General features: G+C 49.7%; 17 protein-coding genes. 11 read left to right on the top strand and 6 right to left on the bottom strand.

What is annotated here, in order from left to right; translation table 11 throughout:
• Positions 1 to 37 precede the first annotated feature (37 nt).
• A complete protein-coding gene (locus tag PGW97_RS17485) occupies positions 38 to 352 on the top strand; it encodes a DOPA 4,5-dioxygenase family protein (RefSeq protein WP_047884756.1) in 315 nt (104 codons plus the stop codon).
• On the opposite strand, the gene PGW97_RS17480 is transcribed toward PGW97_RS17485, so the two are convergent.
• Entirely contained in the window at positions 349 to 1,251 is a 903-nt protein-coding gene (locus PGW97_RS17480; protein ID WP_273860267.1) for a DMT family transporter, read from the bottom strand. The two genes, PGW97_RS17485 and PGW97_RS17480, sit on opposite strands and share 4 nt — an antisense overlap.
• Before the next feature lie 372 nt (positions 1,252 to 1,623).
• Between PGW97_RS17480 and PGW97_RS17475 the strand changes: the two genes are divergently transcribed.
• Entirely contained in the window at positions 1,624 to 1,896 is a 273-nt protein-coding gene (locus PGW97_RS17475; RefSeq protein WP_273860266.1) for a hypothetical protein, read from the top strand.
• Positions 1,897 to 1,914: 18 nt separating this feature from the next.
• The gene (locus PGW97_RS17470; protein WP_273860265.1) at positions 1,915 to 2,454 is read left to right on the top strand and encodes a GNAT family N-acetyltransferase; all 540 of its coding nucleotides are present in this window, start codon (positions 1,915 to 1,917) and stop codon (positions 2,452 to 2,454) included.
• A gap of 272 nt (positions 2,455 to 2,726) precedes the next feature.
• Here PGW97_RS17470 and PGW97_RS17465 read toward each other — a convergent pair whose 3' ends face one another.
• The 4 genes from PGW97_RS17465 to PGW97_RS17450 all read right to left on the bottom strand — a co-directional run bounded on the left by PGW97_RS17465 (position 2,727) and on the right by PGW97_RS17450 (position 4,949).
• Complete coding sequence (locus PGW97_RS17465) at positions 2,727 to 3,602, bottom strand: aspartoacylase (protein ID WP_273860264.1); 876 nt, start codon at positions 3,600 to 3,602, stop codon at positions 2,727 to 2,729.
• Between the two features lie 108 nt (positions 3,603 to 3,710).
• Positions 3,711 to 4,154: a hypothetical protein gene (locus PGW97_RS17460; protein WP_047884760.1), complete on the bottom strand. Its 444-nt coding sequence runs from the start codon at positions 4,152 to 4,154 to the stop codon at positions 3,711 to 3,713.
• A 100-nt stretch (positions 4,155 to 4,254) separates the two neighbouring features.
• Positions 4,255 to 4,668, bottom strand: a complete 414-nt coding sequence (arfB, locus tag PGW97_RS17455; RefSeq protein WP_047884761.1) for an alternative ribosome rescue aminoacyl-tRNA hydrolase ArfB — start codon at positions 4,666 to 4,668, stop codon at positions 4,255 to 4,257.
• A 113-nt stretch (positions 4,669 to 4,781) separates the two neighbouring features.
• Entirely contained in the window at positions 4,782 to 4,949 is a 168-nt protein-coding gene (locus tag PGW97_RS17450; RefSeq protein ID WP_084712525.1) for a DUF2256 domain-containing protein, read from the bottom strand.
• Between the two features lie 184 nt (positions 4,950 to 5,133).
• Here PGW97_RS17450 and PGW97_RS17445 point away from each other — a divergent pair, with 184 nt between their 5' ends.
• Positions 5,134 to 5,466, top strand: coding sequence for a DUF3392 domain-containing protein (locus PGW97_RS17445; protein ID WP_273860263.1), 333 nt, complete (start codon positions 5,134 to 5,136; stop codon positions 5,464 to 5,466).
• 76 nt (positions 5,467 to 5,542) lie between these two features.
• Here PGW97_RS17445 and PGW97_RS17440 read toward each other — a convergent pair whose 3' ends face one another.
• A complete protein-coding gene (locus PGW97_RS17440; RefSeq protein ID WP_047884763.1) occupies positions 5,543 to 7,258 on the bottom strand; it encodes an NAD-dependent malic enzyme in 1,716 nt (571 codons plus the stop codon).
• A 1,141-nt stretch (positions 7,259 to 8,399) separates the two neighbouring features.
• On the opposite strand from PGW97_RS17440, the gene PGW97_RS17435 reads away from it, so the two are divergent.
• The 7 genes from PGW97_RS17435 (at position 8,400) to rbsK (ending at position 16,401) form a co-directional block, all read left to right on the top strand.
• Entirely contained in the window at positions 8,400 to 9,749 is a 1,350-nt protein-coding gene (locus PGW97_RS17435) for an endonuclease/exonuclease/phosphatase family protein (protein WP_273860262.1), read from the top strand.
• Between the two features lie 137 nt (positions 9,750 to 9,886).
• Complete coding sequence (locus PGW97_RS17430; protein ID WP_273860261.1) at positions 9,887 to 10,678, top strand: TOBE domain-containing protein; 792 nt, start codon at positions 9,887 to 9,889, stop codon at positions 10,676 to 10,678.
• A gap of 651 nt (positions 10,679 to 11,329) precedes the next feature.
• Positions 11,330 to 11,749: a D-ribose pyranase gene (gene rbsD / locus PGW97_RS17425; protein ID WP_273860260.1), complete on the top strand. Its 420-nt coding sequence runs from the start codon at positions 11,330 to 11,332 to the stop codon at positions 11,747 to 11,749.
• A gap of 42 nt (positions 11,750 to 11,791) precedes the next feature.
• A complete protein-coding gene (gene rbsA, locus PGW97_RS17420; protein WP_047884767.1) occupies positions 11,792 to 13,297 on the top strand; it encodes a ribose ABC transporter ATP-binding protein RbsA in 1,506 nt (501 codons plus the stop codon).
• Complete coding sequence (gene rbsC / locus PGW97_RS17415) at positions 13,294 to 14,277, top strand: ribose ABC transporter permease (RefSeq protein ID WP_047884768.1); 984 nt, start codon at positions 13,294 to 13,296, stop codon at positions 14,275 to 14,277. Before rbsA ends, rbsC begins: the two co-directional genes overlap by 4 nt.
• Before the next feature lie 66 nt (positions 14,278 to 14,343).
• Positions 14,344 to 15,222, top strand: coding sequence for a ribose ABC transporter substrate-binding protein RbsB (rbsB, locus tag PGW97_RS17410; protein ID WP_047884769.1), 879 nt, complete (start codon positions 14,344 to 14,346; stop codon positions 15,220 to 15,222).
• Positions 15,223 to 15,480: 258 nt separating this feature from the next.
• Positions 15,481 to 16,401 (top strand): ribokinase, encoded by a 921-nt coding sequence (rbsK, locus tag PGW97_RS17405; protein WP_273860259.1) that lies wholly within the window; start codon positions 15,481 to 15,483, stop codon positions 16,399 to 16,401.
• Positions 16,402 to 16,434: the final 33 nt, after the last annotated feature.

Below are 16,434 nucleotides of genomic sequence, written 5' to 3'. Positions count from 1 at the left end.
GTGAATTACACTGTGCGATATGAAAGGAGGGAACATTATGTACCACGCTCATATTTATTTTGAACTTGAACAACAAGCACTTGCATCTCGTATTCACGAACTAATCCGTACTTCGCGTTCAGATATTACGGCCATTTTCCCACTGGTGAACCGACTGGTCGGGCCGCATACCAAACCTATGTTCGAAGTGCATTTTAACGATAACCGTCATGGCTTCATCGAATGGCTGGATGCGCACCGTGAAGGGCTGTCAGTCCTGATCCACCCTGTGACGCCGGATGAACTGGCCGACCACACCCTGCATGCCAAATGGCTGGGTGAAGTGCTGCCGATTAAAGAAGAAATCTTCTAACCGGATTTTCTGTCGCGCCTGAGCACCAGCGCAATGCCCCCCAGGATAGCGACAGATGCCAGTGCCAACCTGACCGTAAGGGTCTCACCAAGCAGGACAACACCGCCGAGTGCAGCAATCACCGGGACACTGAGCTGTACCGATGCCGCCGCCGTCGCGGGTAAAAATGGCAGCACGCTGTACCACAGAACGTAACCCACGCCAGATGCCAGCGCACCCGATGCCAGCGCATACCCCACCCCAGCCCAATCCAGCGACTGTCGACTCCACATCATAACACTCAGCAAAACCGTAAACGGCACAGCACACAAAAAGTTCTTTGCGGTGGCTTCAATCGGCTGGGTCACGCCCTTACCACGCAACGAATACACTCCCCAGGAGATACCAGCAGTAATCATCAGTACGGCTCCCCAGAATGACGGCGCGGACACACCTGGCAGCAGCAACACCACCAGCCCAGCCAACGCCAGCAGCAATCCGGCACTTTGGGCCGTATTCAATCGCTCGCCTCGCCACAATCCGGTGCCCAACATGGTCGCCTGCACTGCAGCAAACAAGAGTAAAGCACCGGTCGCCGCTGTCAGGCTGACGTACGCAAATGAAAACGCCGCCGCGTAGACAAACAAGGCTAAAGCCGATGTCCAGTTAGCCGCAAGCGATGCCGGCCCACCTTGCTTGCCGTGATGCCTGTTCGTGCCGTGACTGCTGGTAAATCCGGTTTTGCGATGACGTGCATTGACAATGAGCCATAAAATAGCAGCTCCCGAGACCAGACGGATGAAGGTGAAGCTGGCAGGATCGATGGCGGTATTCAGTAATGCTTCCCGGTTGAGCAGAGAATTAGCTGCAAAAGCCATCATCGCCAGCGCCGTCACGCTCAAAATCTTCCATGTTGTCATCGTGTTACCTTCCCCTCAGTAGTGATTTATTTGCCTCGTCACGGCTCACGGTCTTTCCTCTTTACACGCCCTGCGTTTCACGCATAATCAATCCATGTCATAACAACACCAAATCGCTTACACATCTGTAACCAAGTCATTTTCATTTATAGGCGACAAACTGAACAGCGTGAAGTTTTTACTTGCAACGTCATTCACTTACGCGGCTGATATGCAGGTAAGCAGGTAAGCAGGTAAGCAGGTAAGCAGGTAAGCAGGTAAGCAGGTAGTTATAAAATACCCAAAGTGTGTTTGCTCTGTTTTCACAACCGGATATTGAATGTGATGCCCCCCGTTTCTGACACTATTTTGGTTATCACAGGAGTTGTAAACATGGCTAAATATCAGTTTTTCTGTCTGCCAGAAACAGAACGACGTAACTTTACTTTTCTGGATATGGCCAGCAGTACCTTCCAAGAAGAAAAAGCCCAGCTGTTGCAAGCCGGATTCATTGTTGATGACGATGTGATCTATGCTGATACCCCAGAGGAAGCCACAGATAAATTTCGTTCCCACTTCACCCATGCTGTCGGCGATTACGCGCATGCGCATGTTGCGGGAGGAATGGCTGCCGGGCTTATGAACCTGCTGCGGTGGTTCAAATAGTCATCATAAGGAGTGGCAATGCTTATTGAGTTACGTAGTGTCCAATTAAATCAGCAAGGTAAAGAACCAGAGCCAGTAGTATGTACAGCAGCAAAACCTGAACTTGCGGCGGCAGACTATGCCGCCAGGCTGACCCAAACCAACATGGCACCCTATTACGCCAGCCGAAAATTAAGCTGGCAACCGGAGATGTTTGCACAAAGCTGGCTGACATATGATAACTATGAAATTTATTACGATAAGCGCCGCGTCGGGGTCTTGCGCTTTTCCTATTTGGAAGACACAACCTGCATCCGGGATCTCCAAATCGAACCGGCATTTCACGGTAAAGGCATAGGGACGGAATGCCTGCGATTTGCCTATCGTCACGCACGAGAAAAACAACATGATTGGCTGGCATTACGGGTATTCAGTGAGAATCCAGCCAGAAACTTGTATCAACGCTTTGGCTTTAGGACGCAGCCAATGACCCCTGCCAGCAGCAGCGGGGACCGAGCTGTTACGCCACTTGACCTCTTAGAAATGCGCTTAAATCTGCGCTTAGCCCATCGGGAGTAATTCCGCCGGGCGCAGGGCGTTTTGTGAAAAGCAGTCTGTCTTGTTGCTCGTAGCAGTTCTCGCTGTATTTCTCAGAGCGTATCTCGCTATTTTCTTTTCGGCGGCCTATCAAAAACGCCACACGGATTTCTCCGAATGGCGTTTCTTAGTTTTAAACATCTATGTAGCGTTTTAAAAATCTATTATGTAGCGTTTTAAAAAACCATGTCGCGTTTAAAAGCTATGTAGCGAGTCCGTATTGCAAGTCCATGTTGCAGATACAAAACGAAAAATTACACCTCAACCAGTACCTTCTTTGCCAGCGACATCGCCAGGTTATTATCGTAATACGCCGCTTCATTAATAAAGTGCGGATACGCCTCGTAGTCCCCGTCCCAGCATACTTCAGTACCGTCAAACAAGGTGTAGATAGGATCCCCGTTACGCAGCGGTTTAAAGTCAGCGTCCTGAACATTTTTATGTACCATGCCGATACGCTCACCGTTTTCATCTTCCGGCAATTTCAGTGTTTCATGGTACTTGTATGCCTCAAAGCTGCTAGGCAGTTCAGGCACCTCATCGCGGTTATACAAGTCGACGAAATCAAGAATATGACCCGTCATCGCTTCCATCCAATCCAGAACGTCCTGACGCACAACAGACTGCGGCTGAGGCCCGACTTCCACGATTACGCCTTGCTCGGCGATTGAACACAGGAAAGTATGCTCGACCATCTCGATCTGATCTTCCAGAACGATAACAGCGTCAGGCATATTGGATTTGACATACGCCGCCATCTGACGGTTGAAAACGTCTGATTTCAGCAGGATCAGTGACGGTCCCATATTGCTGGTGGTATTGTGCAAATCAATAATAAAATCACTTTGCGCATCCCCTTTCGGCCCCAGTTGCGCATTGATCGCTTTCGCCCGACTTTGTTCATAATTGGCCAGTTCAGGATTGTTCAGATCATCGAGGCCAAACTGGCGATTCATATCGCAGTCCAGGTAACGTTTATTGGCTTCAAATGCTTGCGGGTTGGCAAAAACCGTCTGAATTTCGAAACTGCCGCGCTGAATCTTCGCCGGGTTCTGACGCCATTTTTTCAGTAAATAAATACCACTAAATTCGTTACCGTGGGTACCACCAACAATGGCAACTTTATTCATTTTCTTCCTTGTAGTCACAGCTTGGGCTCACTCTTTGTTGACGTAGATATTACTCTTCCAATGAATACCAGCTCGCAGCATAACTTTCCAGAAAAATCACATAGAAAATCACAACTGACGTGTTTGAGCCACTTTCAGATAGGAATATACCTGGCCATTTTTCGCTTCAATCGCCGAATGAATGCTGCTGAGCTTATTGGCCACGACAGTAGAAACGTACCGGTCGCCATCTTTCTGGACGGCCAACGTGAGCAAACCATCCTTCAGCTGCCACTCTCCGGTGGCACGGGTACGTTTGAATAGCGCATACTCTTCCAGTGAACCATCGGGGTGCAGGTAAATCTCCGTGGTATTTCCGGCACAGCAGGTTTTCACCCAGGCCTGAGTAGCAATTTCATCAACCGTAAAGCTGCGCTTGGTGGCCAGCCAGTCCTGCATCACCTTTCGCTCTTCTCCTGTCGGCTCAGGCAAGGTGTCCAGTTCCAGCAACCGTACCCGATCAGACTCACGATAGAAAAGCTGTAGTAGGTGTTTGTTCTTCAATTCTGACATCCCTATCCCCGATAAACACAATTAAAAAACGATGTAAAAACAAACTGTAGCGCTAAATATCAACAAAGAGCAGCAGCCGTAAGAGAATTTGTTAAGCGCTTCAAAACTTCACTTTTCCGCGCAGCACTTTGGTTTGTCCCCGTTGCGATTTCTTGTCCATTCGGCGCTGCTGAGAGGATCGCGTGGGCTTGGTTTCCCGCCGCGATTTATGTTGCACCGCCGCAGACTGAATCAAAGCCACCAAGCGCGCCAGGGCATCCTCCCGATTTAGCTCTTGTGTCCGGAACTGTTGCGCCTTGATGATGATGATGCCGTCTTTGGTTATGCGACTATCACTGAGTGCCAGTAAGCGCTCTTTATAAAAAGCTGGTAATGATGACCGGTTGATGTCAAAGCGCAGATGAATCGCACTGGACACTTTGTTGACGTTTTGCCCACCGGCACCCTGGGCACGGATTGGGGTCAGCTCGATTTCCCAGTCACCCAGCTGAACTGTGTTTGAAATTGTTAACATCTTGAATAGATTATCTTCGATACAGACTTATCGTGTCTTGAGACACACTTTCAGTATACCTATCCAGGCACTGAAGGCGAACTCCTCGTGTTCGCATCCTTCATCTGGACATTTCATGCCTCAAAAGCGTCTTTCGGATTCTGCCTGTCACGCACACGGGCACGACGACACCGCTCCGAACAGTATTTAACATCTTCCCAGCAGCGACGCCACTTGCTGCGCCAACGAAATGGCCGCTGACAAACAGGGCAGATTTTTTCCGGTAAATCCGATTTATTCACTCACGCCTCCCGGCCGCATATTGACTACAACGAGTTTGAGCTTGTCGGTTCAACGCCATGTATCCAAGACGCTTTTCACAATAGCGACCATACATAACTCAGGTAAGTACTGATTCGCAAGGCGCAGAGCAAGCCCATAACTGTATTTTAAGCCATTGACGAACATTAGGGAGGAGCCAAGAAAGTGGAGATTATTCTGGGGTGGATAGCCGATTTCGGTCTCTGGCTGCGGCCATGGCTGGGAGAGATAGCAACGGCGATCATTGCCTGCCTGCTGGTGATATTCGGCGCAGACATCAATCGGTTTATGCGCAATCAGCTTGCCAGTACCCATTTCATTGTCCGCACGCTAGCATTCATATTACTGAATGCATTTGGTTATGGTTTTATGATTGTCAGCGTTGCCCCATACCTCGCCAAACAGCTTCATCGGTTACCTGCCCTCTGGTTGGCAGCCACCGTGACCGCGGTCTTTGGGCTGATCGGTCTCTGGGCTCAACGTCACCACCATGTCTGAACTCAAATAAAAACAGCCCGGCGTAAACCGGGCTGTAAACACAAGATCAGATTTGATCGTGAAGATCTGTAGCAAATCAGACGCGACGGTACGGCAGGTAAACCGGTTCCCAGATATGCTCTGCCAGTGACTGACGAATATCCTGACCTGCAACCAGGCTGTTCGGATCCGTGGCCTGAATATTTTCAAGGATTCGCGTGGCAACATGCAGCGACACCGCTTTCAAGTCACTGATTCGCGGATAAACACAGCCTTGCTCGATGTCTTCCTCACTCACCATTTCAGCCAGCGCGTACGACGCGGTCGTGAACATGTCCATGGTGATCTTTTCCACCTTCGCAACAATGGCAGCCAGACCCACCCCCGGGAAGATGAAAACGTTATTCCCCTGGCCGATGCGGAATTCTTCGCCGTTGTGTGTCACGTTGTCAAACGGACTACCCGTTGCCACGATTGCCTGACCGTCACTCCAGCGGTAGATATCTTCCGGCAACGCTTCACAGTTTGCCGTCGGGTTAGACAACGGGAAGATCATCGGATGTTTGGTGTATTCCATCATCTTCTGGACATGCGATTCTTTGAAGGCACCGCCAATGCCGCTGGTTCCCAGCAGTACAGTTACCGGGTAGTTATCAATCAGCTCACTGAGTGATACTTTGCCCTGCTCGGCCACCTGCCAGCCTTCAGCGATCGCTCTTGGCTTGGCGTAGCGTTTTTTGTACTCATCCAGACCATCACGATCGTCAAAAACCAGCCCTTGCGAATCCAGAATGAAAATGCGCTCACGAGCTACGGCATGTGAACACCCTTCCTTCAGCAGACCGGCATAGATTTGATCAGCCACACCCACGCCGCCCGCACCGGCGCCGTAGACCACATACGATTGATCGACCAGCGACTCGCCTTTGCGCTTCACTGCACCCAGAATACCGGCCAGCACAACGGAGCCCGTGCCCTGAATGTCGTCATTGAAAGACGGGATGTACTCTTCGTAGTCACTCAGGTTGTCAAAAGCATTGGACTTACTGAAGTCTTCCCATTGCAGCACCGCTTCCGGGAACTGACGTTTCACCTGAGTCACAAATTTCTTGATAAAGGTTTTATATTCCTCACCACGCATACGACGTCGAGGGATACCCAAATACATAGGATCATCCAGAAGATCCTGATTATCCGTACCGACATCCAATGCGATAGGTAGGCAGCGTGCAGGGTGAATACCGGCTCCCAGCGTGTACAGTGACAGTTTACCGATTGGAATACCCATACCACCAACGCCCTGATCACCCAGTCCCAGGATACCCTGACTGTCAGTCACCACGATAATTTTGATGTCTTTTCCGGCGAACTGGCGCGCCATCTCATCCATCTTGTCTACGTTGTCTGCGGTAATATACAGGCCACGTGCTTTCTGGTAACGGTGGCTGAATTCCTGGCACGCCTTGCCCACTGTCGGGGTGTAAATGATTGGCGTCATTTCTTCGATATGGCGCGATAACAAGGCATAAAACAGGGTTTCGTTACGATCCTGAAGGGCACGCAGGAACAGATACTTCTCAATATCCGTTGAAGCGCTACGGAAACCGTCATAAACACGGTTTAACTGATCGTCAAAAGTCTGGACTCGAGGCGGCAGCAGCCCATCCAGTTCAAATTCTTTTCGTTCTTCGTAGGTGAAGGCTGTACTTTTATTGAGGGTACGATCGTTGAGTAGTGCCGTTCCGGTCAGGGAAACCGGACGAAAGGCATTTCCTTTTTCATCTTTCCAACGTAGGTATTTTCCTATCGTCATTCATTCCTCCGTTCACATTTGTCATTGTTATTATTTGGCATTTTGCCTTATTCATCGTTGATAGCTTTCATTGAGAGTAAAATATCAATAGAAAGCTACACGAGTGTAATAAAGTTGTATGACAAAAAATGTGACCCTCGGTCTCTTTGCGGAAAAGAATATTATTTTCCAGCAAGCCGGTTAAAAACAGCCACCATCTCCTGTGAACGGAGGAACATCAACAGTTATCACTGTTATGAAAAATGAGGACGGGCTCCTTCTTCGGTGATTTGCGTCTTTCGCAGCAACTCAAGATGCTTCTGGCGTGTTTTGGCAATTGCCCGCATACTTCCTGTAGTTACGATTTTTCTCACACGCTGGTTATCTCTCATAGTTTGACCTCCTGTCCACAATCGATACATTTCCAGATAGAGCGATACTTAAGTTTTTGAAACCAGTTACGACGAACCTGAATCATTCGCCCATTACATTTTTCACACATACACCTAGCCTGTTGTAACCACCGCTACTTAAAAACATCTTGGTCAGTAGCGATTTCAAGGCGTAAAAAACTGTAAACAGGGAAGATTAATCCACATATTTACAGACTTTTCGCACTTATCTTTTTTATTTTGCGATAGAGAAAAAATTATTAACGCCCAAGTTAAGGAAGTCATAAAAAACTCCTCAGACCAGCATCACATTTCATCCATATCTTTTAATGTTTATTCAATCACTGTCGCCATTATCTGGATCAAGTGTTCCCTTTTTATTAAATTCCTGTCAATTTTGAGTCAGGGAAAAAATTGACAGGAATTTTTGGGACCAATCCCAAACAATGTGATGATCGTTATTCTTTGTTTTCATCACTCATTCATCGATGTTTTAATTTAGTGCTTTTATCCTGATGAAATTCTCACCGCATTATTGAATATTAAATATCCAACAACCTATATCTGGTTTCATTACAGTTATGTCATTTCTGGCGGCTTTTTGTTTATTGCTGGTGTTGTAAACATTTTTCGAACCTACCTCGGCAGTACATTCATCTTTGTTTAAGCTATTTTCATGACATTGATCGCAAACTATTGTTTATCAACAGAAGTGTAATATTGCTTTTGTATAACCTAAGTCACTCTTTTTAAGTCCATGAACACAAAACATGCATTTTAAACATTCTCTGATTGCCGCAACTCTGGCTTTGTCAGCACTGGCAGGTTGTAACAGTAATAATGCCGAAATCACTCACTCCCAGGCCAGATTTGCCACGTTTAACCTGTCATTTGACCGCGCGACCTACGAAACGTTGGTCAGTGAAATGTCATTTACCCACGGTGAACAAAGTGCACTGTTACAACGTTATCAGGCTAACGACAGCACATTAACGACGGAAGAAACTGAGACGGCTAAAAGGATTATTCAGATTCGGAACGTTGCCGAGACTATTCAGCGCGTTCGCCCCGATACTTTTGTATTGGCCGAGTTTAATAATGACGGTAGTGGCGAAGATATGCAGGCTCTGGATGGTTTTCAGAATAACTACCTGTCGCACAGCCAGAATGGGCAGTCACCCATTGAGTTCGCTTATCGCGAGAATTTTGCCACCAACACCGGCAAGCCAAGTGGTCAGGATTTAAACCTGGACGGAAATAAATCAGACCAAGGTGATGATGCCTGGGGATTTGGTTTCTACCACGGCCAGTATGCCTTTGCCGTGTTTTCACGGTTCAAGATTGATGAGCCCAATATCCGCACTTTCCAGGACTTTAGATGGAAAGATATGCCGGGCGAAAACAACCTGAAAATTGTCAACTGTGACAAAGCGCTTCCGGAAGGTAAAGCGTGCGGCGATAGCTGGTACAGCAATGAAGCCTGGGAGCAGTTCCCGCTTTCCTCCAAAAACCATGTGGATGTACCGGTGATCATCCCGACGAAATCCGGTGAGCAGGTGGTTCACTTTCTGGTCTCGCACCCGGCACCACCGATTTTTGATAACCCGGCAAAACACAACACCGAGCGAAACCGGGCTGAACTGAAATTCTGGCAGGACTACATCGAAAACCAGACCTATATCTATGATGACAATGGGCTGACTGGCGGCTTACCGCTTGGTAGCCATTTTGTCATTGCCGGTGATCTGAACGCAGATCATCAGATGGGCGACGGCGATCGCGCCACCATTGCCGGCCTGCTCAGTCACACTCAGATGAATGTCGAAAGCACGCTTGGTAGTTTGGCTCCGGCCAGCAACGGCGGTGAGTACTGTCTCAGCGAAGGCATTTGCCAGCGAAACCAGGATACGCCGCATCCGGCAAACATTACCAGTACCAGCGGCCTGCGCCTTGATTACGTCATTCCGTCAGCCACCCTCGCGGTGAAAGCGTCAGGCGTGTTCTGGCCATCGGGCAGTGAAACCGGCTATCACCTTGTCTATGATGCTGCGCTAGGTAACAGTAAAGGGGTCTCTTCAGACCATCGCATAGTGTGGGTGGATATCGATTTCAACCAATAATCTTTTCTCGCAACTTGCGCTGAACAGTAAAACTCCGATGAAAGCCTCTTATGAGGCTTTCATCACTTTGCTATACTCCCACACTTACCGTCTTGTCCAAGACTGGCTTAACAGCCTGTTTTCATAGGATTCTTAGAATGGATGTTGAAGCACAGCTGACCCTTTCCCAAAACGGAAAGCTCTTCGCCAATCCCATGCGTATTGCCTTGTTGAAAGCCATTCAGCAAACCGGCTCAATCAGTCAGGGAGCAAAGCTGGCCGGAATCAGCTACAAAGCCGCCCATGATGCCGTCAAAGACATGAACAGCCGCGCTGAAGCACCGCTGATTGACAGTGAAAAAGGCGGTAAAGGAGGGGGCGGCGCGTCGCTGACCCGACACGGGCTGCGCATGGTGCAAATGTACGAACTGCTGGAAACAATCCAGACAATGGGGTTGCAAGCCCTCAACGATGAGAATGTCCCGCTGCACAGCCTGCTCGGTATCATGAGCAGAATGTCGCTGCAAACCAGTGCTCGCAACCAGTTGTTTGGTACGATTACCGATATTCAGCCCCATTCCCTGCATGATCTCGTTACCATTTCTCTCGACGACCAACAAACACTGACGGCCAGTATCACTCGTGGCAGCACACGACGGCTCAAACTGGATATCGGCAAAGATGTGGTCGCGTTGATAAAAGGTCCAGCCGTGAGTGTGACAACACAGCCTCTACCATCGGAAAAGGGCTTTATCAATCAGCTCAAGGGAGTCGTTGAGTCGGTAAGCACCGATGAAAATGCAACGGAGGTAGTGATAAAAATCAGTGACAATGATGCAGTGTATGCCTTGATGGATCACGAGGCGAAAGCACCGGCGACAATCAAAACCGGTATGACCGCTTATGCAAGCTTCTCTCCGGCTCAGGTCATTGTTGCAACCCTAACCTGACAGGCTACCAGCATAGCGACGACGGTCATCCCGATTTTTACCGATGCAGGCTGAAGGACTCAGTTAAACTGAATACAGATATTGTGAAAAGGGTTATAACCCTCCCCCTTCAGCAGGCAGTTTTCAAAATGCTTATAGTCAAGATACTGAAACAGCATTAAAAAAACGACCATCAACACCATACCTGCCAGCGTCAGCCTTACTAACCAGAGTTTTTTTCTGTTTAAAGCAAACATTAACATCATCACTAAGACAGGGATGATGCTCAATATAACAGGCTGAAGATTTAGAAGTGAAACCGTCACAACGCTTCCCGCTACAACAACTATTGTTCACAGGGGGCGAATAATACGCTGTTTTACACCCTGATTTCAAAGCTAATCGCTGCTCTTTGCACAGCTTTACATAAAAAAGGCTTGCATTATTGATAAGAGTATCGACCCGGTCACATTTCATTCATTGAAAGCATATTTCATCTGAGCTAAGTCACAAAATACAGGTTTGACGAGTGCGCATCGAAACGTTTCGCTCTACATTTACAGCCATCGAAACGTTTGCGTAAACGTTTCGATGTACATATTTCAACCAGGCGGTATATTTCCTGGTTTCCCAAGAAAACGCTCATAAAGCATAAGTACTCAAGGTTCAAGCATGAAAAAAAGCGCACTAATCAACGCTGAACTGTCCTATCTGGTGGCAACCCTCGGCCATATTGATGAAGTGACCGTCTGTGATGCCGGTCTTCCGATTCCAGACGCTTCGCAACGCATCGATCTGGCTTTGATTCCAGGCGTACCGACTTTCATCCAAACGGTAAAAGCGTTACTGGGCGAAATGCAAATTGAAGGGGTGGTCATGGCTGAAGAATTTAAGCAAGTCAGCCCTGAACACCACGATGAACTGCTAACGCTCATTCGTGCCGAAGAACAACAGTCGGGTAAAACCATTCAGCTGACTTATGTTTCGCACGAAGCGTTTAAAGTGCGCACCCAAAACAGCAAAGCGGTGATCCGGACCGGTGAGTGCACGCCTTACGCGAACGTGATTTTCCAGGCCGGTGTGGTGTTTTAACCCTCAGGTAGTGTAAGGCAAGTCGACAAAGCAGGCGCAACGATGAATCAGCCAATACTAGAACTTAAAGACATTGAGAAAGCGTTTCCCGGCGTTAAAGCGCTGGATAAAGCCAGTCTCAATGTCTACCCAGGCAAAGTGATGGCCCTGATGGGCGAAAACGGTGCGGGGAAATCCACCCTGATGAAAGTGCTTACCGGTATTTACACGCTCGATGCCGGTGAAATCCGTTATCAGGGAAAAGCCGTTGCCTTTCAGGGCCCTCGCCATTCTCAGGAAGCAGGGATCAGCATAATCCATCAGGAACTGAACCTGATTCCGGAGCTGACAATTGCAGAAAACATCTTTCTGGGACGCGAAAAAACCAATGCTTTTGGCGGCATTAAGTGGTCAGAAATGTACCGCGAGGCCGATGCGCTGCTCCAGCGCCTGAATGTCAGACACAGCTCCCGCAAGCTGTTGGGCGAACTGAGCCTGGGTGAACAGCAGATGGTCGAAATTGCCAAGGCCCTTTCGTTTAAATCTCAGGTCATCATCATGGATGAACCTACTGACGCCCTGACGGATACAGAAACGGAATCCCTGTTCAAGGTGATCAATGAGCTGCGCGCGGAAGGCACCGGGATCGTGTATATCTCGCACCGCCTGAAAGAAATCTTCGAAATCTGTGATGACATCACCGTACTGCGTGACGGTAAGTTCATTGGCCAACGTGCGGTGGCTGACATCGATGAAGACACCATGATCGAAATGATGGTTGGCCGTCGTCTGGATGAACAGTACCCACGCGTAGATGTCCGACACGGTACAACCTGCCTGGAAGTGAAAAACCTGACCGGCGGCGGCGTCAACGACGTCAGTTTCAAGCTGGATCGCGGCGAAATCCTTGGTATTTCAGGCCTGATGGGCGCCGGTCGAACCGAACTGATGAAAGTCATTTACGGCGCGCTGCACCGTGAATCCGGTGACGTGATACTGGATGGCAAGGTAATTAATCCTGTCAGTCCGCAGGATGGACTGGCAAATGGGATTGCCTACATTTCTGAAGACCGTAAAGGTGATGGCCTGATTCTGGGGCTGTCAGTGAAAGAAAACATGTCCATCTGTTCGCTTGAACAACTGTCCAAAGGCGTACAACTGGATCATCAGGAAGAAGTCACCGCTGTCGAAGACTTTATCCGTCTGTTTAATATTAAAACCCCGAGCCGCGACCAGATCATCGGCAATCTCTCCGGTGGTAACCAGCAGAAAGTGGCGATTGCCAAAGGCCTGATGACTAAGCCGAAAGTGCTGATTCTGGATGAGCCAACCCGTGGCGTGGATGTCGGGGCAAAGAAAGAAATCTACCAGCTGATCAACCAGTTCAAGCAGGAAGGCATGAGCATCATTCTGGTCTCTTCCGAAATGCCGGAAGTACTTGGTATGAGTGACCGCATTCTGGTCATGCATGAAGGGAAAATCAGCGGCGAGTTTCAGGCCAAAGACGCCGATCAGGAAAAACTCTTGGCCTGCGCGGTAGGTAAATACATTAATGAGGTAGCAGCATGAGCAGCAACGCTATGACCAAACAACAAGATTCCGGCAGCGCAAAGCTGTTTAGCAAAGAGTGGCTAATCGAACAAAAATCGCTGATCGCTCTGATCTTTCTGATTGTTGTCGTGTCATTCCTGAACCCGAACTTTTTTACCGTCGACAATATTCTGAACATTCTGCGCCAGACTTCCGTCAACGCCATTATTGCTGTGGGGATGACGCTTGTCATTCTGACCGCCGGGATTGATCTGAGCGTCGGTTCGGTACTGGCCCTCTGCGGTGCATTCGCCGCCAGCCTGATTGCGATGGAAGTCCCGGTTCTGGTGGCCGTGCCGACTGCCCTGCTGGCAGGTGCGGCGCTGGGTGCCATCAGCGGTATGATTATCGCCAAAGGTAAAGTTCAGGCTTTCATTGCCACGCTGGTTACCATGACCCTGCTACGCGGTGTCACTATGGTCTACACCGATGGTCGACCTATCTCAACCGGCTTTACTGATGTGGCAGACAGCTTTGCCTGGTTCGGTACTGGTTATGCTCTGGGTATTCCGGTTCCTATCTGGCTGATGGCTATCGTGTTTGCCGCGGCCTGGTATCTACTGAATCATACTCGCTTCGGTCGCTATATTTACGCGCTGGGCGGTAACGAATCGGCGACCCGTCTATCTGGTATCAACGTTGACCGCGTGAAAATCGGGGTGTATGCCATCTGTGGTCTGTTGGCCGCGCTGGCAGGCATCATCGTCACCTCACGCCTGTCATCGGCACAGCCAACAGCGGGCATGGGCTATGAACTGGATGCGATTGCCGCTGTCGTTCTGGGCGGTACCAGCCTGGCCGGGGGTAAAGGTCGCATCATGGGTACCCTAATTGGTGCACTGATTATCGGCTTCCTGAACAATGCCCTGAACCTGCTGGACGTATCGTCCTACTACCAAATGATTGCTAAAGCGGTGGTTATCCTGCTGGCAGTCCTTGTAGATAACAAAAATAAGTAAACAAACCTCTGAGCGCGGGCATCACCCTGCCCGCCAACACCCGACAAATGTAGAAAGGAATACAGAATGAAAAAGTTAGCAACCCTGATCTCTGCCGCAGTGATGTCTGCTTCATTCAGCACAACCGCTGCCGCACAGGATACGTTGGCAATGGTCGTCTCCACCCTGAACAACCCGTTCTTTGTAACCATGAAAGAAGGTGCTGAAGCGAAAGCGCAGGAACTGGGCTATAACCTGATTGTTCTTGATTCACAAAACGATCCAAGCAAAGAGTTGTCGAACGTGGAAGATCTGACAGTGCGTGGCGTGAAAGCCATCCTGATCAACCCGACTGACTCTGATGCCGTGTCAAATGCTATCCGTATGGCTAACCGTGCTAACATCCCGGTACTGACGCTGGACCGTGGTGCAAGCCGTGGTGATGTTGTCAGCCATATCGCGTCTGATAACGTTGCCGGTGGTGAAATGGCCGGTAAATACATCATGGAAAAAGTGGGCGAGAAAGCTCGCGTTATCCAGCTGGAAGGTATCGCCGGGACATCAGCAGCCCGTGAGCGCGGCCAAGGCTTCATGAACGCAGTAGATAACAGCGGCATGGAACTGCTGGCCAGTCAGCCTGCTGACTTCGACCGTACCAAAGGTCTGAACGTGATGGAAAACATGCTGGCAGCGAACCCGAATGTTCAAGCCGTCTTTGCGCAGAACGACGAAATGGCTCTGGGTGCCCTGCGTGCGGTACAGGCTTCAGGTAAACAAGTGCTGATCGTTGGCTTTGACGGTACTGATGACGGTATCGCTGCCGTAAAACGCGGCAAACTGGGTGCGACTATCGCTCAGCAGCCTGATCTGATTGGCGCGCTGGGTGTGGAGACTGCAGATAAGATGCTGAAAGGCGAAAAAGTGGAAGCGAATATTCCGGTACCACTGAAAGTGATTGCTGAGTAATAAATTCAGTCATCAATCAAGTAAAAAACCGGAGCCTGATAACCCGTGTTTCCCCCTGTCACCCTCGTCAGGGGAGAAACACGAGTCAGTTCCCCATAAATCAGGCTCCTCACTTTTTGCGAAGATACACCGGAACGCTGACAACCTCTGAAAGCCCTCAGGATCAACGCCCGTTTGTCCAGTCTGCATTGCTTAGCAGCTTCTTCAAGCAGATGTTAAGCCATACATTTTGGCCGTTAAATTTCAAAAGGTTCCACAATGAATAAACTTGTCGTATTAGGCAGTGTGAACGCCGACCATGTTCTTCAGGTTGCATCTTTCCCTCGTCCGGGCGAAACACTGCATGGCCACAGCTACTGTGTGATTCCGGGAGGAAAAGGGGCAAACCAGGCCGTCGCGGCAGCCCGTCTGGGTGCGGATATTGCGTTTATTGCCTGTGTCGGCGACGACAGCTTTGGCCACCAGATGCGCGACACGTTCGCCCGCGAAGGGATGAATACCGAAGCAGTGATGATTGAAGATAATATGCCAACCGGCATTGCCATGATTCAAGTCGCCGCCACCGGCGAGAACAGCATTTGTATCTCAGCGGAAGCCAACGGTTGCCTGACACCAGAGCGTCTGGCTCCCCATCATCATCTGATTGAGCAGGCAGATACCCTGCTGATGCAGCTGGAAACGCCTATGGAAACCATCGAAGCGGCCGCCAAGATTGCCAAGCAGGCAGGCACACGTGTAGTGCTCAACCCGGCTCCGGCGCAACCACTTTCTGATGACTTACTGCAACACCTTGATATGATTACGCCTAACGAAACGGAAGCAGAGTTGTTGACCGGAGTTAAGGTAGACAACGTCACCACCGCTCAGCAAGCTGCCGATGCGTTGCATGCCAAAGGGATCAAACAGGTGATGATCACGCTTGGCAGCCAAGGCGTCTGGCTGAGTGACAACGGCAAAGGCCGCCAGGTACCGGGCTTTCGGGTGGATGCCAAAGACACCACCGCCGCCGGTGATACCTTCAATGGCGCACTGCTGACGGCACTGCAGGAAGGGCGTGAGATGGAAGAAGCCATCCGCTTCGCCCATGCGGCCGCGGCTATTTCAGTCACCCGTTTCGGCGCGCAGACCTCAATTCCGCATCGTCGCGAAGTTGAGCGTTTTCTGATGGAACACCAGTAACAGCAACAAGGATGTCACCGTGCCTGACGGGCA

The organism is Photobacterium sp. GSS17, from assembly GCF_028621875.1.
Lineage (GTDB): Bacteria > Pseudomonadota > Gammaproteobacteria > Enterobacterales > Vibrionaceae > Photobacterium > Photobacterium ganghwense.
Note: the sequence above shows the minus strand (reverse complement) of the source record. Positions and strands in the feature narration are given on the sequence as shown.

Bases quoted from the DNA above. Each gene is read 5' to 3' on its own strand.
- PGW97_RS17435 (WP_273860262.1), top strand. From the start codon at position 8,400: ATGCATTTTAAACATTCTCTGATTGCCGCAACTCTGGCTTTGTCAGCA.
- PGW97_RS17485 (WP_047884756.1), top strand. From the start codon at position 38: ATGTACCACGCTCATATTTATTTTGAACTTGAACAACAAGCACTTGCA.
- rbsA (WP_047884767.1), top strand. From the start codon at position 11,792: ATGAATCAGCCAATACTAGAACTTAAAGACATTGAGAAAGCGTTTCCC.
- rbsC (WP_047884768.1), top strand. From the start codon at position 13,294: ATGAGCAGCAACGCTATGACCAAACAACAAGATTCCGGCAGCGCAAAG.
- PGW97_RS17465 (WP_273860264.1), bottom strand. From the start codon at position 3,602: ATGAATAAAGTTGCCATTGTTGGTGGTACCCACGGTAACGAATTTAGT.
- PGW97_RS17475 (WP_273860266.1), top strand. From the start codon at position 1,624: ATGGCTAAATATCAGTTTTTCTGTCTGCCAGAAACAGAACGACGTAAC.
- PGW97_RS17430 (WP_273860261.1), top strand. From the start codon at position 9,887: ATGGATGTTGAAGCACAGCTGACCCTTTCCCAAAACGGAAAGCTCTTC.
- PGW97_RS17460 (WP_047884760.1), bottom strand. From the start codon at position 4,154: ATGTCAGAATTGAAGAACAAACACCTACTACAGCTTTTCTATCGTGAG.
- rbsB (WP_047884769.1), top strand. From the start codon at position 14,344: ATGAAAAAGTTAGCAACCCTGATCTCTGCCGCAGTGATGTCTGCTTCA.
- rbsD (WP_273860260.1), top strand. From the start codon at position 11,330: ATGAAAAAAAGCGCACTAATCAACGCTGAACTGTCCTATCTGGTGGCA.
- rbsK (WP_273860259.1), top strand. From the start codon at position 15,481: ATGAATAAACTTGTCGTATTAGGCAGTGTGAACGCCGACCATGTTCTT.
- PGW97_RS17480 (WP_273860267.1), bottom strand. From the start codon at position 1,251: ATGACAACATGGAAGATTTTGAGCGTGACGGCGCTGGCGATGATGGCT.
- PGW97_RS17470 (WP_273860265.1), top strand. From the start codon at position 1,915: ATGCTTATTGAGTTACGTAGTGTCCAATTAAATCAGCAAGGTAAAGAA.
- PGW97_RS17440 (WP_047884763.1), bottom strand. From the start codon at position 7,258: ATGACGATAGGAAAATACCTACGTTGGAAAGATGAAAAAGGAAATGCC.
- arfB (WP_047884761.1), bottom strand. From the start codon at position 4,668: ATGTTAACAATTTCAAACACAGTTCAGCTGGGTGACTGGGAAATCGAG.